This window comes from Pseudomonas sp. ADPe (assembly GCF_014843515.1).
In the GTDB taxonomy this organism is placed as follows: Bacteria; Pseudomonadota; Gammaproteobacteria; order Pseudomonadales; family Pseudomonadaceae; genus Pseudomonas; species Pseudomonas citronellolis.
Window position 1 is genome coordinate 6133051 of the sequence record NZ_CP062122.1, and the last position, 21647, is coordinate 6154697.

Consider the following 21647-nt stretch of genomic DNA (forward strand, 5'->3'; position numbering starts at 1 on the left):
CTAGCGGAAATCGCGGCTGGGCACGTCCAGGCCGCTGAGCAGGGGCGTCAGGTCGACCAGTTGCTCGGCGATCACGTGGCGCACGCCGCTCTCGCTTTCCAGCCGGCCGCGCACCTGCAGCAGTTGCGCTTGCAGGAAGACGCGGCGCTGGCGCTCGGCCAGGTCGCGCCAGACCACCACGTTGACCAGGCCGAACTCGTCTTCCAGGGTGACGAAGGTAACGCCGCTGGCGGTCTGCGGCCGCTGCCGGCCGATGACCAGCCCGGCGACGCTGACCGGCCGGCCGTGCTCCAGGCCGGGCAACTCGCGGGAGCTGCGGCAGCGCAGCGCCTTCAACTGGCCGCGCAGCAGGTTCAGCGGGTGCGGGCCGAGGGTGGTGCCCAGGCTGGCGTAGTCTGTGAGCATTTCTTCGCCCAGGCTGGGCAGCGGCAGGCTCACCGCGGTCTCCGCCATCACATCCTGGCCGGCGAACAGCGGTAGCTGCGGCTCCACCCCGGCCACGGCCCAGCGCGCCCGGTGGCGGTGCCCGGCCAGGCCGCGCAGGGCGCCGGCGTCGGCCAGGCGTTCGCGGGCCGCGGCGTCCAGGCCGGCCCGGTAGCTGAGGTCCTCGACGCTTTCGAAGGCCCGTCGCCCGCGGGCCTGGACGATGCGCAGGGCCAGCTCCTCGCGGAAGCCGCGGACCATGCGCAGCCCCAGGCGGATCGCCGGTTGCGCCTCGCCCTTGTCCTCCAGGCCGCAGTCCCAGTGGCTGTAGCGCACGTCCACCGGGCGCACCTCGACGCCGTGGCGGCGGGCATCCTGCAGGACCTGGTCGGGGCTGTAGAAGCCCATCGGCCAACTGTTGACCAGGGCGCAGGCGAAGGCTGCCGGCTCGTGGCATTTCAGCCAGCTGCTGGCGTAGGTGAGCAGGGCGAAACTGGCGGCGTGGGACTCGGGGAAGCCATAGCTGCCGAAGCCTTTGATCTGTTCGAAGATGCGCGCGGCGAATTCGGCGGTATAGCCATTCTTCAACATGCCTGCGGTCAGGCGCAGGCGGTGTTTTTCCAGGCCGCCGTGGCGTTTCCAGGCGGCCATGGAGCGGCGCAGGTCGTCGGCTTCGCCGGCGGTGTAGTCGGCGGCCACCACCGCGACCTCCATGACCTGTTCCTGGAACAGCGGCACGCCCAGGGTGCGCCGGAACACCTGTTCCAGGGCCGGCGAGGGATAGGTGATCGGCTCCTCTCCATTACGCCGTCGCAGGTAGGGGTGGACCATGTCGCCCTGTATCGGGCCCGGACGGACGATGGCGACCTCGATCACCAGGTCGTAGAAGGTCTTCGGCCGTAGCCGCGGCAGCATGGCCATCTGCGCGCGGGACTCGATCTGGAACACGCCTATGGCGTCGGCGCGGCTGATCATTTCGTAGGTGGCCGCGTCTTCCGGGGGGATGTTGGCAATGCTCATCGGCGTGCCGCGCAGTCGATGCACCAGGTCGAAACAGCGGCGCAAGGCACTGAGCATCCCGAGGGCGAGTACGTCGACCTTGAGCAGCTTCACCGCGTCGATATCGTCCTTGTCCCACTGGATCACGGTGCGTTCGGGCATGGATGCGTTCTCGACCGGGACCAGGCTGGTCAATGGCTGCTCGGAAATGACGAAGCCGCCGGGATGTTGCGACAGGTGGCGGGGAAAGCCGATCAGCTCGGCGGTGAGCGCCAGCACCCTGCGCATGACCGGGCTCTGTGGATCGAAGCCCGCTTCGCGCAGTTGCTCTTCGGGTGGCGTTTGCTCGCTCCAGCGCCCGCAGCATCCGGCCAGGGCGTCCACCTGGTCGGGTGGCAAGCCCAGGGCCTTGGCTATGTCGCGCATGGCGCCTGCGCCGCGGTAGCTGCTGACCACGGCGGTCAGGGCTGCACGCTGGCGGCCATAGCGACGGAAGACGTACTGGATGACCTCTTCGCGCCGCTCGTGCTCGAAGTCGACGTCGATGTCCGGTGGCTCGTTGCGTTCGCGGGAGATGAAGCGGCCGAAAAGCAGCTTGCTGCGCGATGGGTCCAGTTCGGTGATGCCCAGGGCGAAGCACACCGCGGAGTTGGCGGCCGAGCCACGTCCCTGGCAGAGAATGCCCTGGCTGCGGGCGAACTGGACGATGTCGTGGACCGTGAGGAAGTAGTTCTCGTACTCCAGTTCGGCGATCAGCAGCAGTTCCTTGCCGATGCGTTTGAGCACCTTCTTCCGCGCCCCCTCAGGCCAGCGCCTGCGGATGCCGGCATAGGTCATCTGGCACAGCCAGGACTTCGGCGTATGCCCCTCGGGCACCAGTTCGCGGGGATACTGGTAGCGCAGCTGCTCGAAATCGAAACTGCAGCGCCCCGCAATCCGCAACGTCTCCTCCAGCAACGGCGGTGGATACAGCTCGGCCAACACTTCCCGCGGGCGCAGGTGGCGTTCGCCGTTGGGAAACAGGTAGGCGCCGGCTTCGCTGACCGGCAGGTGCTGACGGATGGCCGTCATGCAGTCCTGCAGGGCGCGGCGGCCGCGGTTGTGCATGTGCACGTCGCCGCAGGCCACGGCGGCGATGCCATGGCGGGCGGCCTGGGCCAGCAGGGCTTGCAGGCGGGCGCTGTCATCCGCGCCGCGGTGCAGCTCGACGCCTAGCCAGAGGCGTTGCGGGAAGCGTTCGCGCAGCCAGGTTCCGTCGGTATCCGTTGGCGCGTCGGGCAGCCAGATCGCCAACAGGCCATCCAGCTCGGTTTCCAGGTCTTCGCGCAACAGGCGGTAGCTGCCCTTTTCGGCCCGGCGCCGGGCGTGGGTGATGAGCCGGCAGAGGTTCTGGTAGCCGGCGAGGTTCTCGGCCAGCAGCACCAGCTTGGGGCCGGCCTCGATGCGCACTTCGCTGCCGACGATCAGCGCCAGCTTGCATTCCTTCGCCGCCTGCCAGGCGCGGACGATGCCGGCCAGGCTGCATTCGTCGGTGATCGCCAGGGCGCGGTAGCCCAGGCGCGCGGCGCGTTCGAAGAGCTCGCTGGCGCTGGAGGCGCCGCGCTGGAAACTGAAGTTCGACAGGCAGTGCAGCTCGGCGTAGGCGGGAGTCATGCGAACCAGCCGTGGATCAGCCACGGCCCCTCGTTGCCGACCTCGCGGTAGACCCAGGCCTGCTGGCCGGCGCGGGTCTGCACCCGGTAGTAGTGGCGGCGCAGGTCGGCGCCGTCCCACCAGCCGGACTCGATGCGTTCCGGCCCGGCGAGCACCCTGGGCAGGCTTTCGCGCAGCGCCTGTGGCTGCAACAGCAGCCACCCGGGGCGCGGCCCGCAGGGCGGCAAGGGCAGGGCGCGCGGGCTTTCCCGGGGTTGCCAGGCCTGCTCCGGGCGGTGCTCGGCGAGGGCGCCCAGGCCATGTACGGCCTCGTCGCCAAGGCGGGCGCGCAGGCGTTCGCGCAACTGCTCCCAGGGCTGCGTCTGCTGGGGGCGCTCGTCGAACAGCTGGCGCCGTTCGGGGGCGAAGGGCGGCAGGTCGTCGGCCAGCAGGCGCACGGCGTGCACTGCGGCGGGCAGTTGCAAATGCTCCAGGCGGCCGCGGCTCAGCTCGAAGAGCATGGCGGGCTCGCGTTCGGCGCTGAGCAGGCCGACCGGCATGCAGGTGTCACCGCGGCCGTGGTGCTCCAGGTACAGCTCGAAGCGCTGCACGCCGCTGTCGCGCCCGGCGAGGAAGGCGGCGAGGTCGCCGGTCAGGCGGCGCAGGGGGAAGAGCAGTGCCTGGGTCGATTCGACGTCGAAGTTCAGCTCGATGCGGCTTTCGAAGCGCTCCGGCGGCCGGTAGAAGTCCAGGGCCAGCGGCCGCTGGCCGAGCAGGCTGTCGACCTGCCGCAGCAGTTCCGCCGGAAAGCGCCGGGCCAGGCCATCGCGGGGCAGAGCGAGCAGTTGCTGCAGGCTGCGCAGGCCCATGCGCGCCAGGCTGGCCACGCTTTCCCGGGGCAGCCCGCAGCGCTCCAGGGGCAGGCGGCCGAGGGCGCTGCGCAGGGCTTGCGGCCGTTCCACCAGCAGGCCGTCGCCGACGTTGACCAGTACCCGCGCGGCGGCGGGATTGGGCGCCACGCCGATGCGGTGGCTGAAGCCCAGGGCCCGCAGCTCCTCGCGCAGACGGGCCTCGAAGCGCGGCCAGGGGCCGAACAGCGCCAGGCTGGAGGCAACCTCCAGCAGCAGCGCGCGCGGGTAATGCTGGCTGACCTGGGAGCTGAAGCCGTAGGCCCAGGCGGCGAGCAGGTCCTGGCTGCGCTGGATGGCCGCCTGATCGTACTCGGCGCAGTCGAAATCGCGGCACAGGGCGCGCGCCGCGGTCAGCGACAGGCCGGGACGCAGGCCGAGCCGGCGGGCCGCCGGGTTGACCGCCTGCAACATGCGCCGCTGCGGCGGGCCGGCGAGCAGGGCGAGGGGCGCCTCGGGATCGCTGCGCTGGCGCAGGGCGGCGTCCATGGCCAGCTGTGGCAGGAGAATGCAGGCCCAGAGCATGGCGACCTCAGTTCAGGGCAGCCAGCGGCAGGGGGCTGGCCGGGGCGAGGCCGCCACGGCACTTGAGCACCCGCAACTGTGCCGGGCGGGCTTCGAGGGCCAGGCGCAGGGCAGCCGGCGAGGGGTTGAGCGCCTCGCGCAGCGGGCGGAAGGCGAAGGCCAGCGTCTGGCCGCTTTCCGCCGCCACCTGCAGGCGGCGCAGGGCGCGGTCGTCGGCCTGCTGCGGCCAGCACAGCACGGCGCCGCAGCAACCCGAACGCAGGCATTGCTCGGTCGCCCAGAGCGCATCGCGGCCACTGGCCTCGACCCACACCAGGTGCTGCAAGTCGACGCCGGCCGCCAGCCAGGCGCGGGGGTAGGGAATGTGCGGCGGCGCCACCAGCACCACGCGCTCGCCGGCGTGGCTCAAGCGCGCCAGGGTTGGCCAGAGCAGCTGCAGCTCACCGATGCCCTCGGCGCCATGGAGAATCTCGCTCAGCGCCGACTCCGGCCAGCCGCCGCCGGGCAGCAGGGCGTCCAGCCGGGCGTGGCCGGTGGGCTGGGCCGCGCTGGGCGCGGTGCCGGCCTGGCCTTTCCAGACGCGTCGCTGGTCGAGCAGCGCGCCCAGGTCTACGGCGAGGCCCATGGTCGGCACCGGTGGTGGGGAAGGCAGAAACGACGCAAGATGGAATCTCAATATACTGTATGTAAATACAGTATCCGGTCTAGTCCCTATCCGGTCAATACGGCCGGATCGCTCCGCCGCGACGATCCGCCGGAAGGCTGAGCCAGGTCAGCCCGGGGCGTGGCGGTGTCCTTCAGAGTGTGTAGGTCGAGGCCGACAGACGGTCGCCGAGGGCAGCCGGTGCTGACTTTTTGCCAGTATCGGCCGAACTTGCCGGCGCCGCGGCGGTCTGACTAGCCGTTGCCCATCTCCCGACGGGCCTGCGCCTCCGCTGGCGGGCGCGCAGCGTGGGCATTGTAAGCCGCACGCGGGCTCATTAGACTGCGCGCCATTCACACCCTCGTTCATGTCGAAGGACTTCCATGATCAAGAAATGTCTGTTCCCGGCTGCCGGCTACGGCACCCGCTTCCTCCCGGCCACCAAGGCCATGCCCAAGGAAATGCTGCCGATCGTCAACAAGCCGCTGATCCAGTACGGCGTCGAAGAGGCGCTGGAAGCCGGGCTGTCGGAGATCGGCATCGTCACCGGCCGCGGCAAGCGTTCGCTGGAAGACCATTTCGACATCAGCTACGAGCTGGAAACCCAGATCCGCAACACCGACAAGGAAAAGTACCTGGTCGGTATCCGCCGCCTGATCGATGAGTGCACCTTCTCCTACACCCGTCAGATCGAGATGAAGGGCCTGGGCCACGCCATCCTCACCGGCCGCCCGCTGATCGGCGACGAACCCTTCGCCGTGGTCCTGGCCGACGACCTCTGCCTGAACCTGGAAGGCGATAGCGTCCTGAAGCAGATGGTCAAGCTGTACAACCAGTTCCGCTGCTCCATCGTGGCCATCCAGGAAGTGCCGCCGGAAGAGACCAACAAGTACGGCGTGATCGCCGGCGAGATGATCCGCGACGACATCTACCGCGTGAACAACATGGTCGAGAAACCCAAGCCGGAAGAAGCGCCCTCGAACCTGGCGATCATCGGCCGCTACATCCTGACCCCGGACATCTTCGAGCTGATCGAGCAGACCGAGCCGGGCAAGGGTGGCGAGATCCAGATCACCGACGCCCTGATGAAGCAGGCCCAGGACGGCTGCGTGCTGGCCTACAAGTTCAAGGGCAAGCGCTTCGACTGCGGTAGCGCCGAGGGCTACATCGAGGCGACCAACTTCTGCTACGAGAACCTCTACAAGACCGGCAAGGCCTGGTAACCCCAGCGCGTTCCCGGTCCGTCGAAGAAGCCACCCGCGGGTGGCTTCTTCGTTTCCGGCGCCCGCATGATCCACACGCTTTTCGTAGGAGCGAGGGGGACGCCTGGTTCTTGCTCGCGAACGCTGTTTCCGGTGCGTGGGCGGTTCGCGAGCAAGCTCGCTCCTACAAATGCTGCCAGGCTATGGCACCTGCGGAATCGGCATGTCTTCCGAGCCCGGCCCCAGCGGCTGGCCGTAGCTGAATTCGACGTAATTGCCTGCTGGGTCCCTGAGGCCACAGTAATAGCCAACAGGGTAGGGCTCCTGGCGTGGCGCCCAGATCAGGCAGCCGGCGCGCTCGGCCTCGGCGGCGATGGCGTCGACCTTCTCGTGGCTGTCCACCGCGAAGCCGAAGTGGCTGTAGTCGTCGCTGGCCAGGTGGCGGGCCTCGCCGCCGGGCATGATGACGAAGATGAACTGGTGCTCCTTGCCCGGCTCGGCCATCCACACGATGCGCGAGCCCTTGCCCTCGCGCTGGTGGATCACGCGCATGCCGCAGAAGCGTTCGTAGAAGGCGATGCAGGCCTCCAGGTCCGGTACGTGCAGGGCCAGGTGGGTCAGGGTGGGGCGCATGGCGGCTTCCTCCTGTGGGCTCTGCTGGCAGGATAGGCCAGCGGCGATGAGGTATGCTGCCGGGCATCTGCCAGTGGAGAACGACGATGGCTTTCGATTTCGACCTGTTCGTGATTGGTGCGGGTTCCGGCGGCGTGCGCGCCGCGCGGTTCGCCGCGGGGTTCGGCGCGCGCGTGGCGGTGGCCGAGAGCCGCTACCTGGGCGGCACCTGCGTGAACGTCGGCTGCGTGCCGAAGAAGCTGCTGGTGTACGGTGCGCACTTCCACGAGGACTTCGAGCAGGCCGCCGGCTTCGGCTGGAGCCTGGGCGAGGCGCGCTTCGACTGGCCGACCCTGATCGCCAACAAGAACCGCGAGATCCACCGCCTCAACGGCATCTACCGCAACCTGCTGGTGAACAGCGGGGTGAGCCTGCTCGAAGGCCATGCGCGCCTGGTCGACGCCCACACCGTGGAAGTCGATGGCCAGCGCTTGCGTGCCGCCAACATCCTCATCGCCACCGGCGGCTGGCCCCAGGTGCCGGACATCCCCGGCAAGGAGCACGTCATCACCTCCCAGGAGGCCTTCTTCCTGCCGCAGCTGCCGCGCCGGGTGCTGGTGGTGGGCGGCGGCTACATCGCCGTGGAGTTCGCCTCCATCTTCCATGGCCTGGGCGCGCAGACCAGCCTGCTGTACCGCCGCGAACTGTTCCTGCGCGGCTTCGACCGCAGCGTGCGCGAGCACCTGCGCGACGAACTGACGAAGAAGGGCCTGGACCTGCAGTTCAACGCCGACATCGCGCGCATCGACAAGCAGGCCGACGGCAGCCTGCTGGCGACACTCAAGGATGGCCGCCTGCTGGAGGCCGACTGCGTGTTCTACGCCACAGGCCGCCGGCCGATGCTCGATGGCCTGGGGCTGGAGAACGTCGATGTAGCCTTGAGCGACAAGGGCTTCGTCAAGGTCGACGAGGCCTACCGCACCAGCGAGCCGTCGATCCGCGCCATCGGCGACGTCATCGGCCGCGTGCAGCTGACGCCGGTGGCCCTGGCCGAGGGCATGGCCGTGGCGCGCCACCTGTTCCGCCCCGAGGAATACCGGCCGGTGGACTACAAGCTGATCCCCACGGCGGTGTTCAGCCTGCCGAACATCGGCACCGTCGGCCTCACCGAGGACGAGGCGCGCGCCGCCGGGCACCGCGTCAAGCTGTTCGAGAGCCGCTTCCGCGCGCTCAAGCTGACCCTCACCGAATCCCAGGAAAAGACCCTGATGAAGCTGATCGTCGACGCCGACAGCGACCAGGTGCTGGGCTGCCACATGGTCGGCCCGGAGGCCGGCGAGATCCTCCAGGGCATCGCCGTGGCGCTCAAGGCCGGGGCCACCAAGCGCGTGTTCGACGAGACCATCGGCATCCACCCGACGGCGGCCGAGGAATTCGTCACCATGCGTTCGCCGGTGGCCTGACTTCGCGGGGCATCAACCTGTAGCGGGCCCTGCCCGCGATTCGCGCGCAGGGCGCGCTCCTACAGGCAAATATGACGCCCCGTAGGATGGGTTGAGCGAAGCGATACCCATCGCCGTGGCCGCATGGGTTTCGCCAAGGCTCAACCCATCCTGCGAAAAGCGCCTCGGCGCAGCCGGCAAGACACGTCGCACCGAACGGCTCAGCGCGACTGCGCCACCTGCGCCGCCGCTGCGCTTTCCTGCTGGCGCCTGGCGTAGCGCTGGGCCAGCACCGCGCAGACCATCAGCTGGATCTGGTGGAAGAGCATCAGCGGCAGCAGGATCACGCCGATGCTGCCGGTGGCGAACAGCACCTGGGCCATGGGCACGCCGGTGGCCAGGCTCTTCTTCGAGCCGCAGAAGACGATGGTGATCTCGTCCTCCTTGTTGAAGCCCAGGCGGCGGCTGAGTTGGCTGGTGGCCAGCAGCGCCAGGGCCAGCAGGATGCAGCACACCACCACCAGGCCGGCCAGCGCGGTCAGCGGCACCTGGTGCCACAGGCCCTGGATCACCGCGGCGCTGAAGGCGGTGTAGACCACCAGCAGGATCGAGCCCTGGTCGACGTAGCGCAGCACCGGCTTGTGCCGGTCCACCCAGCCGCCGACCACGCCGCGCAGGGCCTGACCGGCGATGAAGGGCACCAGCAGTTGCAGGGTGATCTTGCCGATGGCATCGAGGGTGGAGACGCCGGTGTCGCCATGCACGCCCAGCAGCAGCTGGACCAGCAGCGGGGTGAGGAAGATGCCGATCAGGCTCGACGCCGAGGCGCTGCACACCGCCGCCGGGATGTTGCCGCGGGCCAGCGAGGTGAAGGCGATGGACGACTGCACGGTGGCCGGCAGGGCGCACAGGTACAGCAGGCCCAGGTACAGGTCCGGGGTCACCAGCGGCGAGAGCACCGGCTTGAGCACCAGGCCGAGGATCGGGAAGAGGATGAAGGTACAGGCGAACACCAGCAGGTGCAGGCGCCAGTGGGTGGCGCCGGCGATGATGGCCTGGCGCGACAGCTTGGCGCCGTGCAGGAAGAACAGCAGGCCGATGGCCAGGTTGGTGATCCAGCCGAAGGCGGTGGCCACCTGGCCCTGGCAGGGCAGCAGGCTGGCGATGGCCACGGTGGCGACCAGGGCCAGGGTGAAATTGTCGGGGAGCAGACGTGGACGAGCCATGGCGATCATCTCGGGCAAGGTACGAAGAATGCGGTCGCCGTCTCTGACGGACGGACGACGGTTCCGACTCTATGCCCGCGGCGGCCTTCCGGCTAACGCGAGAAAGCCAGCCTGTATCGCTGAACGGACAGATCGCTCCGTCAGCAGCCGCTGAACGCCAATTCCACCGTCGCCACGCTGACCAGCGAGCGCATGCGCTCGGCCATCACCTCGCCACGCTGCTCCGGCATGCCCGCGATGCGCAGGTCCACCTGCAGCCATTCGCCCGCCTGCACGGCATGTACTTCAGCCGGCAGCCAGCCCTGCAGAGCGAACAGGTTCAGCAGCTTGCACAGCACATCGGCGTCGTTTTCGGCGCGGATGGCGAAGTGCGCCTGGCGCGCCATATCGGCCGGGCGGCGGGTCCAGCCGTCGGGGCGTTCGGCGGGGGTGGCGTCGAGCAGGCTGGCGGGCAGGGCGGCGGTGCTGCTGGGCAGGGAAACGGCTTGGTTCATGGCGGGTGACCGGCAAGGCTGGGAGGTGGCTCATTGTCGGTGGCCCGGCCGGGCTTTGCTTTGCGGAATGGGCGCCAAGATGAGTGGATTGGGAATAGACTATGCGTGATTTTATGGATTGGAGAATAAATCATGCCGATCGAGCTAGATGCCTATGACAAGCGCATCCTCGCCCTGTTGCAGGAGGAGGCGACCCTCTCCACCGCCGAGATCGCCGAGCGCATCGGCCTCTCGCAATCGCCGTGCTGGCGGCGCATCCAGCGCCTGAAGGAAGAAGGGGTGATCCGCCGCCAGGTGACCCTGCTGGACCGCAAGAAGATCGGCCTGAACACGCAGATTTTCGCCCAGGTGAAGCTGAACACCCACGGCCGCAACAACCTCACCGAGTTCGCCGCGGCCATCCGCGAGTTCCCCGAGGTGCTGGAGTGCCATGTGCTGATGGGCGCGGTGGACTTCATGCTGCGCATCGTCACCGAGGACATCGAGGCCTACGAGCGCTTCTTCTTCGAGCGCCTGTCGCAGGTGCCGGGCATCCAGGAGATCAACTCCATAGTCGCGCTGTCGGAGATCAAGTCGACCACCAGCCTGCCGCTGCCGGGACGCTGACGGGAGGAGGGCGCCGGCCTGGCCGGCGCCCGCGGGCGGGCTCAGGCGCCGCCGAGGAAGTCCATCTTGCCCAGCTCCACACCGTTGTGGCGGAGGATGGCGTAGGCGGTGGTGACGTGGAAGTAGAAGTTGGCGTTGGCGAAGCCGAGCAGGAAGTCCAGGCCCTTGAACTGCAGCTCGCGGCTCGGCGTCTTGATGTGGATGTCGCGGTTCTCGGCGCCTTCGAACTGCTCGGGCTTGAAGCCCTTGAGGTAGTCGACGGTCTTCGCGATGCGCGCCTGCAGGTCGGCGAAGCTCTGTTCGTCGTCGGCGTAGCTGGGAATCTCCACGCCGGCCAGGCGGGCGGCGCAGCCCTTGGCGGCGTCGCTGGCGATCTGCACCTGGCGCGCCAGCGGGAACATGTCCGGGGCCAGGCGGGCGTTCAGCAGCACCGTCGGCTCGATGGACCTGGCCTGGGCATGGGCCTCGGCCTTGGCCAGGATGGCCGAGAGGTTGCCGAGCATGCGGATGAACACCGGAACGGAAATCTGGTAGATCGACAGGGACATGCGAGGTACTCCAGACAGGGAAAATGAGGCCTGCGCGACAGGGCGCACCCGCTGAGTCTACTGCCGGGCGCGGCGGCCGTCGCCTGGCTTTCAGCGCCCGGCGACGCTGCCCGCGCTGCCGCAGCCCTGCAGGTCGATCTTGCCCACGTAAGGGTTGCCCCAGCCCATCACGCAGCCGACCATCTGGTTGCGCTGGCGCTCCCAGGTTTCCACCGGGTACTGCTTGCTCCAGGCCTGGTACAGCTGGCGGTCCTGCCTGGACAGCCTCAGGCCGTAGCGGTCGCTCATGTAGAAGTAGGTGCGGGCGATCATCCCGCGGATCTGCGGGCGCGGCATGGCCTTCTTCGCCTTGAAGTCGATGACCATCGGGCAGGCGCCATACTGCGGTGCCTGCTGCGGCAGCCAGCCGTAGCCGAAGTTGTTGCGGTCGCCGTTGACCTCGCCGATGCTCGGCACCAGGTTGAACAGGTCGGCCTCGGCGCGCTGGTACACCGGGTCGTGCCGCGAGCAGTTGCTGCGCCCGCCGCTCTGCCAGCACTGGCGCTGGTGGCCGATGACCCAGGCCGGGACTATGTGCTCCCATTCGATGCGCCCGGCGCGCTTGGCGTTCTTGCGCGGTACGTAGCCGCAACTGGCCAGGTCGACGCGGTTGCCCTTGTAGCGGCAGCCGCAATAGAACTCCACCGACTGGCGGGCATAGAGCTTCCAGCCGATCTTCTTGGCTTCCTGGAAGGTGCGCGGAGCGGCGGCGGAGGCGGCCAGGGGCAAGGCCGCGAGCAGGAGGAATAGTGCTTGGCGACGAATATTCATCAGAAACTTCTTTCAGAAATCGTCGCATCTTACTGATATGAAACGATCTGCCAATCGTGGCAATCGAATGGCAAGGAACAGGTGCGTAGGAAACTGGAGTTGTTAGACTGGGAACATTTCCAGCCTAACCGGAGGTTCAGCCAGCATGACCAGCATGAAGAGCCGAGCGCTTTGCGGCCTGCTCGCCAGCCTGGTGGCCGGGGTGGCGCTGGCCGGCCAGCCGCCGGTGCGCAGCATCGAGCGCATCTACGTCAGCCCTGGTGCCAGCGGCAGCATCGACAGCTCGTCCAGCGTGCAGCGCTATGACGGCTATGGTGGCGTCCAGGTTCCGCGCAGCTACGAACAGGGCTCCAGCCGGGTGATCATCGACAACAGCGGCGGCGGTACCAACGGTGGCATCCGCCAGAGCATCGAATACCCCAATGGCGTGCAGTTCGACGTCACCCCGGGGACGACGCGTTCGAACGGGCAGCGGCAGTCGTATCCCTGAGGGAGTGGCGTTCGCGGGGCATGGCCGGCCTGGCGGCCGGATCGCGGATGAATCCGCTCCTACGTTGCCGGCTGCGCCGAGGTGCCTTTTGTAGGATGGGTTGAGCTTGCGAAACCCATGCGGTCGCGGTGATGGGTATCGCTTCGCTCAACACCATCCTACGAAAAGCCAGGTTCGCTCATACGGAGTGGGCCCGGTGCAGGACTACCGTAGCGGGCCCTGCCCGCGATTCGCGCGCAGGGCGCGCTCCTACAGGGGGAGGGTGCGGGGTTACCTGTAGGACAACTGTCTGCCGGCTGTGCCGAGATGCTTTTCGTAGGATGGGTTGAGCTTGCGAAACCTATGTGGTTGCGCTGATGGGTATCGCTTCGCTCAACCCATCCTACGGGGTTACATCGCGATCACGCGTGGTATGTGGGATGGTGTAGGAGCGGACTCCGTCCGCGATTCGCGCGCAGGGCGCGCTCCTACAAAGGGCGCGGTCAGGACTCCTTGCGCACCAGGCGCGACTTGCTCAGCCCGCCCTTGCAGTAGAAGGGGCCGGTGTCGCCGCGCAGGTGGTAGAGGGTGGCGAGGAAGGCGGAACTGGTGCGGCCGACGGAGAGGCTGCGAAGTTTGTGGTAGGCCCACAGCCAGTCCTTGGGGAGCGTCTTGCTCATGGACTCGTCCTTGATTCAGCGTGCTGGTGCGAAACTGCCCCAAGGACATTAGTGACCGAACCCCCGGTGCGCAAGTCCGGCCGCTCTGCGGTAAGCCTTTGCGGCCTTTTGCCATCCCCGCGGAGGGGTTGGCCTCAGGCCTCCGCCGCCTCGCTGTGGGCCTCTTCCACGTATTCCTTCAGCCAGCGCAGCACCTGCACCGCCTCCCAGCGCGTGGGGTCGAACATGGCGTAGGCCTGGCCCTGGTAGCCCACCACGTCCAGCGGGCGGTGGTAGCCGGCGCGCTGCAGCAGCGCCTCGATCTCGGCGAAGCAGGTGTTGAAGTGGGTACGCGAGAAGGGCGTCTTGCCCTCGGTGACCAGGCCCTCGAGATGCAACTCGGCGACCGCTTCGCTGACTTCCTCCACGCCCATGTGGTTCACGGTGTATTTCATCTGGCGGATGTCCACCATCGCTTTCGCTCCTGTTCGGGTCCTTGCCTGCCACCTGTTGCCAGGGTGCCTTTCGTCGATGACAGAAGCATAATCGAAAAATACTGTATGCATGAACAGTATTTTGTGGCTACCATGGTTTCGCTGGCTCACAGAATCCATGGCTGCCGCGAAACCGGGCCCCGCCCCGCCCCGCGGCGACGACGAAGAAGAGGAACGCGTGATGAAGCAAGTCAAAGCCCTGCTGGTGCTCGCCCTCCTGGCCCTGCTCGGCGGCTGCGCCCAGCCGCCGGCGGAAGGCCCCAAGGCCAATGGCGCCTACCTGGTGATCGACGGCCGCGAGGCCTGGGCGGTGCTGGTGGCCGACGGCAAGCGCGTGGAGGAACACGGCATCGTGCGCGACGCCATCCGCGTGCCGCGCTCGCGCTCGGCGATGGTGGCCAGCTATGTGATCGACACGCCCAACTGCGGCCGCCTGCAGACGCTGACCGAGGTGCACGACGACGGCACCGGCGCCACCCGCCTGCTGAGCGTGGGCGAGGAGGGTGGCGACCTGTCCGCCTGCCGCATCCGCGACGACCTCAGCCGTGCCTGGACGGCGCTGGATTATTCCGGCTGAGCCCGAGTTTCTTCACGAAATTTTCACGCGCGTGGGGCGATGGTAGGCACATTGCTAAAGGACTAGCGCCCCAATAAAGAACCCGCCATCGGCGGGTTTTTTATTGCCCGCGATTCTTCTGCGGCGAAAGGCCGGCTCGCGGCGGTGCGGCGGGCGGGCTAAGGTTGCCTGGCGGGTCCGTTTCACGGACTTCTTCAGACGAGGTGCAGCATGCTCGCCAGCCAGATGACCAGGGCCCTGTGGCAGGCCCTGGAAGAGAACGCGGCCCTGCCCGCGTCCCTGTCCTTCCAGGCCGAGGGCGGGCTGCCCTCGACCTTCGCCGTCACCGACCTCGCTGGCGCCTCCATCGCCACAGCCGGCCTGGCCGCCGCGGCCTTGCTCAAGCGCGCCGGCCAGTCGCCGGGGGCGCTGCAGGTGGACCGCCGCCTGGCGTCCTTCTGGTTCGCCTGGACGCTGCGGCCCCAGGGCTGGGCGCTGCCGCCCATGTGGGGCGACATCGCCGGCGACTACGCCACCCGCGACGGCTGGATCCGCCTGCACACCAACGCCTCGCACCACCGTGCCGCCGTGGTGCGGGTGCTGGGCCCGGTCGCCAACCGCGAAGAGGCGGCGGCCCGCGTCGCCACCTGGAACAAGGCCGAACTGGAACACGCAGTGGTGGCCACCGGCGGTTGCGCCGCCGAAATGCGCTCCATCGACGAATGGAAGGCGCACCCCCAGGGCCAGGCCCTGGCCGAACAGGACCTGATCTGGTGCCAGGAACAGGCCATCGCCCCCGCGCCGGGCTGGGCGCTGGCGGCGGAACGGCCGCTGGCCGGGGTGCGGGTGCTGGACCTCACCCGGGTGCTTGCCGGGCCGGTGGCCAGCCGCTTCCTCGCCGGGCTCGGCGCCGAGGTGCTGCGCATCGACCCGCCGGGCTGGGACGAGCCGGGGGTGATCCCCGAGGTCTGCCTGGGCAAGCGCTGCGCGCGCCTGGACCTGAAGGACCCGCCCGGGCGCGAGCGCTTCGAGGAACTGCTGCGCCACGCCGACGTGCTGATCCACGGCTACCGTGGCGACGCCCTGGAAAACCTCGGCTTCGACGCCGAAGTGCGCCAGGACCTGGCGCCGGGGCTGGTCGACGTGAGCCTGAACGCCTACGGCTGGAGCGGCCCCTGGCGCAACCGCCGCGGCTTCGACAGCCTGGTGCAGATGAGCACCGGCATCGCCGAGGCCGGCATGCGCTGGCGCCAGGCCGACAAGCCGGTGCCGCTGCCGGTACAGGCCCTGGACCACGCCACCGGCTACCTGATGGCCGCCGCCGCGCTCTGCGGCCTGGGCCGGCGCCTGGCCAGCGGGCGCGGCAGCACCTGGCGCCTGTCGCTGGCGCGCACCGCGCAGTTCCTGGTGGAGCAGGGAATGCAGGCCGAGGCCTTGCCGGCGCTGGCCGGGGAGGCGCCGGCCGACCTCGACCCGGCCATCGAGGCCACCGCCTGGGGCCCGGCGCAACGCCTGCGCCCGCCATTGCTGCTGGAAGGCACGCCGCTGCAATGGGCCTTGCCGGCGGCGGCGCTGGGCTCGTCGAAGCCGTACTGGGCCTTCGAGCAGGGCGCCTGAACGGCGCTCAGCGCTGCGGCGGCAGCAGCAGGCCGCCGCGCACCTGGCGCCAGGCGCGGAAGCTGGCGGCCAGGCGCGAGAACCACAGGTAGATCACCGGCGTGGTGTACAGCGTCAGCACCTGCGACACCAGCAGGCCGCCGACGATGGCGATGCCCAGCGGCTGGCGCAGCTCGGCGCCGGAGCCGGTGCCCAGGGCCAGCGGCAGGGCGCCGAACAGCGCCGCCAGGGTGGTCATGAGGATCGGCCGGAAGCGCAGGGTGCTGCCCTCGATAGTCGCCTGCTCCGGCGTCATGCCGCCGCGTTCGGCCACCAGGGCGAAGTCGATCATCATGATGGCGTTCTTCTTGACGATGCCGATCAGCAGGATGATGCCGATCATCCCCATCAGCGACAGGTCCTGGCCGCACAGCAGCAGCGCCAGCAGCGCGCCGAGGCCGGCCGAGGGCAGGGTGGAGAGGATCGACAGCGGCAGCAGCGGGCTCTCGTAGAGCACGCCGAGGACGATGTACACCGTGACCACCGCCGCCAGGATCAGCCACGGCTGGCTGCGCAGCGAGTCCTGGAAGGCCTGGGCGGTGCCCTGGAAGGTGCCGCTGACGCTGTCCGGCAGGCCGGCCTGGCGGGTGGCCTGCTGGATGGCGGCGACCGCGTCGCCCAGGGCATAGCCCGGCGCCAGGTTGAACGACAGGGTGACCGCCGGGAACAGCCCCTGGTGGTTGATGGTGATGGGCGCCAGGTCCGGCTCCAGGCGGCCGAGCACGCTCAGTGGCACCAGCTCGCCGGTCAGGCTGGAGCGCGCGTAGAGGTGCTTGAGGCTTTCCTCCGACACCTGCCAGCGCGGGTCCAGTTCGAGGATCACGTGGTACTGGTCCAGCGCGGTGAACAGCGTCGCCACCTGACGCTGGCCGAAGGCGTCGTAGAGCACGTCGTCGATGGCCTGCACGTTCACGCCCAGGCGCGCGGCGCTGTCGCGGTCGATGTGCAGGGTGGCGCGCGGCGCCGCCTGCTGCTGGTCGGTGGCCACGTCGCGCAGTTGCGGCAGCTGCTTCAGGCGCGCCAGCAGCGCCGCGGCCCAGTGGTCCAGCTCGTGGCTGTCCGGGTCCTGCAGGGTGTACTGGAACTGCGTCTTGCTCGGCCGCCCGCCGATCTGCACGTCCTGGCGGATCTGCATGTACAGGGCGATGCCCGGCACCGCGGCGAGTTCGCGCTTGAGCCGCGCCACCACCTGGTCGGCCTTGGCCGCGCGCTGCTCGTAGGGCTTGAGGTTGATCATCACCCGGCCCTGACTGAGGGTGGGGTTGGGGCCGATCCAGTAGTAGACGTTGGCCACGTCCGGGTCGCGCTGGATCACCTCGCTGAGCGCGGCCATGCGTTCGCGCATGGCGGCGAAGGAAATGTCCGCGTTGGCCTCGGCCACGCCCATGATCACCCCGGTGTCCTGCTGCGGGAAGAAGCCCTTGGGCACCTCGACGTAGAGCACGGCGGTGACCAGCAGGGTGAGCAGCGCCACCGCCAGGGTCAGGCGCTCGTGGCGCAGCACGCGGCGCAGGCTGCGCCGGTAGCCGTCGAGCAGGGCGTCGAAGGTGCGCTCGCTCCATTGCAGGAAGCGGTTCTGCACGCCGTGCAGGTCATGGCGGATGAACCAGGCGCAGAGCATCGGCGTGACCGTCAGCGAAACCACCCCGGACATCACCACCGCCACGCTCACGGTCACCGCGAATTCGCGCAGCAGGCGGCCGATCACCCCGCCCATGAACAGGATGGGGATGAACACCGCCACCAGCGAAACGGTCATGGAGACGATGGTGAAGGCCACCTCTGCGGTGCCCTCGATGGCCGCCTGCAGCGGCGGCTTGTGCATCTCCAGGTGGCGGATGATGTTCTCCATCACCACGATGGCGTCGTCCACCACGAAGCCCACGGCGATGCTCAGCGCCATGATCGACAGGTTGTCCAGGCTGTAGCCCAGCACGTACATGGCCGCGAAGGTGGCCACCAGCGACAGCGGGATGGTCAGCGCCGGGATCACAGTGGCGCTGACGTTGCGCAGGAACACGAAGACCACCGCCACCACCAGGACGATGGACAGCAGCAGGTTGAACTGCACCTCGTCGATGGAGGCGTCGATGGTCTGGGTGCGGTCGCCCACCAGGTTCACTTTCACGTCGCGCGGCAGTTGCGCGATCAGCGCCGGCAGGCGGTCCTTGATCGCCTGGGTCACCGCCAGCACGTTGTAGCCGGGCTGCTTGTGGATGTCGACGATCACCGTCGGCCGACCCTGCAGGCCGGCGGCCTGGCGCACGTCCTCGGCGCCGTCGATCACCGTGCCCAGGTCGCTGATGCGGATCGGCACGCCGTTGCGGTAGGCGATCACCAGCGAGCCGTACTGCGCGGCGCGGGTGAGCTGGTCGGTGGTGTCGAGAGTCACCGCGCGCTCGGCGCCGTCGAGGTTGCCTTTGGGCGCATCCACAGTGGCGTTGCCCAGCACCTCGCGCACGTCATCCAGAGTCAGGCCACGGGCGGCCAGGGCGTCCGGGTCGATGCGCACGCGCACCGCCGGGCGCTGCTCGCCGTGGAAGTCCACCAGGCCGACGCCGGGAATCTGCGACAGCTGCTGGCCGAGGTAGTCGTCGGCGTAGCGGTCCAGCTCCGGCAGGGTGCGGGTGGACGAGGTCAGGGCGAGGGAGAGGAAGGTGAATTCCGCCGGGTTGACCTTGTGGAAGGTCGGCGGCGCCGGCAGGTTCTTCGGCAGGTTGCCGCCGGCGGCGTTGATCGCCGTCTGCACGTCCTGGGCGGCGCCGTCGATGTTGCGCTCCAGGTCGAACTGCAGGGTGATCTGCGTCAGCCCGAGGGAACTGGCGGAGGTCATCTGGGTGACCCCGGGAACGCTGGCGAAAGCCCGCTCCAGCGGCGTGGCCACGGAAGAAGCCATGGTCTCGGCGCTGGCGCCGGGCAGTTTGGCCTGCACCTGGATGGTCGGCATGTCCACCTGCGGCAGCGGCGCCACCGGCAGCAGGAAGTAGGCGGCGGCGCCGAGCAGCAGCACGCCCAGGGCCAGCAGGGTGGTCGCCACCCGGCGGCGGATGAAGGGCTCGGAGAGGGTCATTGGCGCTGCTCCGCGCTGGCGGTCTGCCGCGCGTCGGCCAGGGCGGCGACCTTCAGCCCCGGGGCCAGGCGGTACTGGCCGCCGGTGACCACGGTTTCGCCGGGCGCCAGGCCCTGGTGGATCCACTGCAGGCCATCGACCACTGCGCCGGCCTTCACCTCGCGCACCTGGGCCTGCTGGTCGCGCCCCACCACGTACACGAAGCTGCCTTGCGGGCCCTGCTGCACGGCGCTGGCCGGCACCACGGTGGCGGCCTTTTCGGTGCGCAGCAGCAGGCGCACGCTGAGCAGTTCGCCGGGCCAGAGCTTGCCGTCGGCGTTGGCGAAGTCGGCCTTGAACAGGATCTGCCCGTTGCCGCTGGAGACCTGGCTGTCGATGAAGCTCAGCCGCCCCGTGGCGATGTGCTGGCGGCCGTCGCGGCTCAGCGCCTCGACCTGCAACGCCTGCCCGGCGTTGGCCTGCAGCACTTCGGCCAGGTCCTCCTGGGGCAGGCTGAAGGCCAGGGAAATGGGCGCCATCTGGGTGAGCGTCAGCAGGCCGGTGTTGTCGCTGGCGTGGACGATGCTGCCGGCGTCCACCAGGCGCTGCCCGGTGCGCCCGGCGAAGGGCGCGGCGATGCGGGTGTAGCCGAGCTGCAGCTGGGCGGTGTCCAGCGCCGCCTGGTCGGCCTGGATCGTGGCCTGCAGGGTGGCCACCTGGCCGCGCAGGGTGTCCACGTCCTGGCTCGGCCCGGCATGGGCGGCGGCCAGCTTGCTGGCGCGCTCGAGGTTGACCTTGGCCACCGCCAGCTGCGCTTCATCGCGCGCCTTGTTGGCCTTGGCCTGCAGCACCTGGGCGGCGTAGGGGCGCGGGTCGATCTCGGCGAGCAGTTGCCCGGCCTTGACCATCTGGCCCTCTTGGAAGTGCAACTGTTGCAGCTCTCCATCCACCCGTACCTTGATGTCCACCGCATTCAGCGCCTGCACCGTGCCGATGGTTTGCAGCCAGATCGGCAGGTCGCGCTGGTCGGCCACGCCCAGGCTCACGGGCACCGGCGCCTCGGCCGGCTTGGCCGTCGTGGTGGCGGAGAAGTGGCGCCAGGCGAAGGCGGCCAGCGCCACGGCCAGGAAGAGGAGCGCCAGGCGCCAGTAGCGCCGCTGGGAGGAGGGCTGGGACGGGCTCACGGTCGAATCGCCTGTGCGGAAGGTTGATTGCTGGCCAGTTCGGCGCCCGCCGGCGCCTGGAAGCTGCCACCGAGCGCGCGGTTCAGGCCGACGGAGGCCTGCAGGCGTTGCAGGCGCACTTGCAGCAGGCTGTCCTCGGCCTGGTACAGGGTGCGCTGCACGGTCAGCAGGGTGAGGAAGTCGGTGCTGCCCAGGCGGTAGCGCACCTGGGCCAGGTTGGCGGCCTTGCGCGCCGAATCCACGGCGGCCTGGTCGATGCGCTGGGTCTGCGCCAGGCGGGCGTTGGCGCTGAGCTGCGTCTCCACGTCCTGCAGGGCCTGGAGCACGTTCTGCCGGTAGTCGGCGACCAGCTCGCGGGCGTGGGCGCGGTCGGCCTGCAACTGGCCTTCCAGCAGGCCGCCGTCGAACAGCGGCTGGCTGAGGCTGGCGGCCAGCTGCCAGAGCCCGCCGCCGGTGTGCACGTCGCTGCCGGCGAGGGCGCCTAGGGAGATGTTCGGCAGGAAGGCCGCGCGCGCCGCGCCGACGTCGAAGTTGGCCGAGACCAGCCGCGCCTCGGCGGCCTGGATGTCCGGCCGCTGGCTCAGCAGGCTGGCCGGCAGCCCGGCGCGCGCCTCGGGCAACTGGACGCCGTCCAGGCCGCTGTGCTGCAGGGCGAAGCCCTCGGGCGCGGCGCCCACCAGCACCGCCAACTGGTAGAGCGCGGCGTCGCGCTGCTGGGCCAGGACACTGACGTTGGCCTGGAAGTTCTGCAGGGCGTTGCGCTGCTGCTCCACTTCCAGGTCGGAAGAGGAGCCCAGCCGCGACTGCGTCTGCACCAGTTGCAGGATGTTCTCGGCGTCGCTGGCGATGCGCTTGGCCACGGCCAGGCGCTCGTCCAGCGAGAGCACCTGGAAGTAGCTGTCGGCGATATCCGCCTGCAGGCCGATGCGCGCCGTCTCCAGGTCGTAGGCCGTGGCTTGGGCCAGCGCCGTGGCGGAATCGGCCAGGGCGCGGTTGCGGCCCCAGAAGTCCAGCTCGTAGCTGGCCTGGGCGTAGAGGTCGTGGGCGTTCTTGCTGCTGTCGTGATCGTGGACGTAGCTGCCGCCCAGGCTCAGGTCCGGATACAGCGCGGCCCCGGCGACGCGGGCGCTGGCCCGGGCCTGGTCGACCCGCGCCACTGCTGCCTGCAGAGTGAGGCTGTCGCTGCCGGCGCGCTGGATCAGGCTGTCCAGCTCGGCGCTGGCATAGTCCTTCCACCACTGCTGCGGCGCCTGGGCGGCAGGCGCGACGGCATTGTCCCAGCGGCTGGCGAGGGGCACGGCGGGCCGCTGGTACTGCGGCACCAGCGAACAGGCCCCGAGCAGGGCCAGGGAAAAGGCGGCGGCCAGCCGGGGCAGGGCGCCGGCGGTGGATGGGGGCATGGGCTCGTCCTTCTGCGTCCCGCACGCTGCGGGCTGCTGTGATGGACGACCTTAGCGCCGGGCAGCTACCGGGCGGTTCTTCCCAAGCTGAATAAAAGTTTAGGTGGGGG

General features: G+C 69.1%; 19 protein-coding genes. 6 read left to right on the forward strand and 13 right to left on the reverse strand.

All coding sequences use genetic code 11. The features are described 5' to 3' along the window. The 3 genes from IG194_RS27815 to imuA are packed head-to-tail and all read right to left on the reverse strand — an operon-like array spanning nt 1 to nt 5112. Nucleotides 1–3075, reverse strand: a complete 3075-nt coding sequence (locus tag IG194_RS27815; protein WP_058489397.1) for an error-prone DNA polymerase — start codon at nt 3073–3075, stop codon at nt 1–3. Next, nucleotides 3072–4487 carry a Y-family DNA polymerase gene (locus tag IG194_RS27820; protein WP_058489398.1) on the reverse strand — a complete coding sequence of 472 codons (1416 nt, stop codon included), beginning with the start codon at nt 4485–4487 and terminating at the stop codon, nt 3072–3074. Before IG194_RS27820 ends, IG194_RS27815 begins: the two co-directional genes overlap by 4 nt. 7 nt (nt 4488–4494) lie before the next feature. Next, complete coding sequence (gene imuA / locus IG194_RS27825) at nt 4495–5112, reverse strand: translesion DNA synthesis-associated protein ImuA (protein ID WP_058489399.1); 618 nt, start codon at nt 5110–5112, stop codon at nt 4495–4497. Nucleotides 5113–5513: 401 nt separating this feature from the next. On the opposite strand from imuA, the gene galU reads away from it, so the two are divergent. Beyond that, nucleotides 5514–6353, forward strand: coding sequence for a UTP--glucose-1-phosphate uridylyltransferase GalU (galU, locus tag IG194_RS27830; protein ID WP_009619948.1), 840 nt, complete (start codon nt 5514–5516; stop codon nt 6351–6353). A 180-nt stretch (nt 6354–6533) separates the two neighbouring features. Here galU and IG194_RS27835 read toward each other — a convergent pair whose 3' ends face one another. After that, nucleotides 6534–6965: a VOC family protein gene (locus tag IG194_RS27835; protein ID WP_058489400.1), complete on the reverse strand. Its 432-nt coding sequence runs from the start codon at nt 6963–6965 to the stop codon at nt 6534–6536. Nucleotides 6966–7051: 86 nt separating this feature from the next. Here IG194_RS27835 and gorA point away from each other — a divergent pair, with 86 nt between their 5' ends. After that, complete coding sequence (gene gorA / locus IG194_RS27840) at nt 7052–8407, forward strand: glutathione-disulfide reductase (RefSeq protein ID WP_058072324.1); 1356 nt, start codon at nt 7052–7054, stop codon at nt 8405–8407. Between the two features lie 200 nt (nt 8408–8607). Here gorA and IG194_RS27845 read toward each other — a convergent pair whose 3' ends face one another. Both IG194_RS27845 and IG194_RS27850 read right to left on the reverse strand, forming a co-directional pair. Further along, a complete protein-coding gene (locus IG194_RS27845; protein WP_058489771.1) occupies nt 8608–9612 on the reverse strand; it encodes a bile acid:sodium symporter family protein in 1005 nt (334 codons plus the stop codon). 140 nt (nt 9613–9752) lie between these two features. After that, the gene (locus tag IG194_RS27850; protein WP_058489401.1) at nt 9753–10106 is read right to left on the reverse strand and encodes a hypothetical protein; all 354 of its coding nucleotides are present in this window, start codon (nt 10104–10106) and stop codon (nt 9753–9755) included. Between the two features lie 132 nt (nt 10107–10238). Between IG194_RS27850 and IG194_RS27855 the strand changes: the two genes are divergently transcribed. Further along, entirely contained in the window at nt 10239–10712 is a 474-nt protein-coding gene (locus IG194_RS27855) for an Lrp/AsnC family transcriptional regulator (RefSeq protein ID WP_043273730.1), read from the forward strand. A gap of 41 nt (nt 10713–10753) precedes the next feature. Here the strand turns inward: IG194_RS27855 and IG194_RS27860 are convergent, their stop codons facing one another. Further along, nucleotides 10754–11260, reverse strand: a complete 507-nt coding sequence (locus tag IG194_RS27860) for a DUF1993 family protein (RefSeq protein WP_058489402.1) — start codon at nt 11258–11260, stop codon at nt 10754–10756. A gap of 90 nt (nt 11261–11350) precedes the next feature. After that, nucleotides 11351–12070 carry an endonuclease gene (locus IG194_RS27865; RefSeq protein WP_058489403.1) on the reverse strand — a complete coding sequence of 240 codons (720 nt, stop codon included), beginning with the start codon at nt 12068–12070 and terminating at the stop codon, nt 11351–11353. Nucleotides 12071–12215: 145 nt separating this feature from the next. Here IG194_RS27865 and IG194_RS27870 point away from each other — a divergent pair, with 145 nt between their 5' ends. After that, nucleotides 12216–12560, forward strand: coding sequence for a hypothetical protein (locus tag IG194_RS27870; protein ID WP_051879407.1), 345 nt, complete (start codon nt 12216–12218; stop codon nt 12558–12560). A 482-nt stretch (nt 12561–13042) separates the two neighbouring features. Here the strand turns inward: IG194_RS27870 and IG194_RS27875 are convergent, their stop codons facing one another. Continuing rightward, a complete protein-coding gene (locus tag IG194_RS27875; protein ID WP_009619965.1) occupies nt 13043–13219 on the reverse strand; it encodes a hypothetical protein in 177 nt (58 codons plus the stop codon). 134 nt (nt 13220–13353) lie between these two features. Further along, nucleotides 13354–13671 carry a hypothetical protein gene (locus tag IG194_RS27880; RefSeq protein WP_058489404.1) on the reverse strand — a complete coding sequence of 106 codons (318 nt, stop codon included), beginning with the start codon at nt 13669–13671 and terminating at the stop codon, nt 13354–13356. A 202-nt stretch (nt 13672–13873) separates the two neighbouring features. Between IG194_RS27880 and IG194_RS27885 the strand changes: the two genes are divergently transcribed. After that, on the forward strand, nt 13874–14269 hold the full coding sequence (locus IG194_RS27885; RefSeq protein ID WP_058489772.1) for a hypothetical protein: 396 nt from the start codon (nt 13874–13876) through the stop codon (nt 14267–14269). Nucleotides 14270–14494: 225 nt separating this feature from the next. After that, on the forward strand, nt 14495–15865 hold the full coding sequence (locus tag IG194_RS27890) for a CoA transferase (protein ID WP_058489773.1): 1371 nt from the start codon (nt 14495–14497) through the stop codon (nt 15863–15865). A gap of 7 nt (nt 15866–15872) precedes the next feature. Here the strand turns inward: IG194_RS27890 and IG194_RS27895 are convergent, their stop codons facing one another. Genes IG194_RS27895 through IG194_RS27905 form a run of 3 tightly spaced genes read right to left on the reverse strand, consistent with a single transcriptional unit; the run spans nt 15873 to nt 21537 of the window. Continuing rightward, nucleotides 15873–18974, reverse strand: a complete 3102-nt coding sequence (locus IG194_RS27895; protein WP_058489405.1) for an efflux RND transporter permease subunit — start codon at nt 18972–18974, stop codon at nt 15873–15875. Beyond that, nucleotides 18971–20137: an efflux RND transporter periplasmic adaptor subunit gene (locus IG194_RS27900; RefSeq protein WP_058489406.1), complete on the reverse strand. Its 1167-nt coding sequence runs from the start codon at nt 20135–20137 to the stop codon at nt 18971–18973. Before IG194_RS27900 ends, IG194_RS27895 begins: the two co-directional genes overlap by 4 nt. Continuing rightward, entirely contained in the window at nt 20134–21537 is a 1404-nt protein-coding gene (locus IG194_RS27905; protein WP_058489407.1) for an efflux transporter outer membrane subunit, read from the reverse strand. The genes IG194_RS27900 and IG194_RS27905 overlap by 4 nt, the downstream gene beginning before the upstream one ends. Nucleotides 21538–21647: the final 110 nt, after the last annotated feature.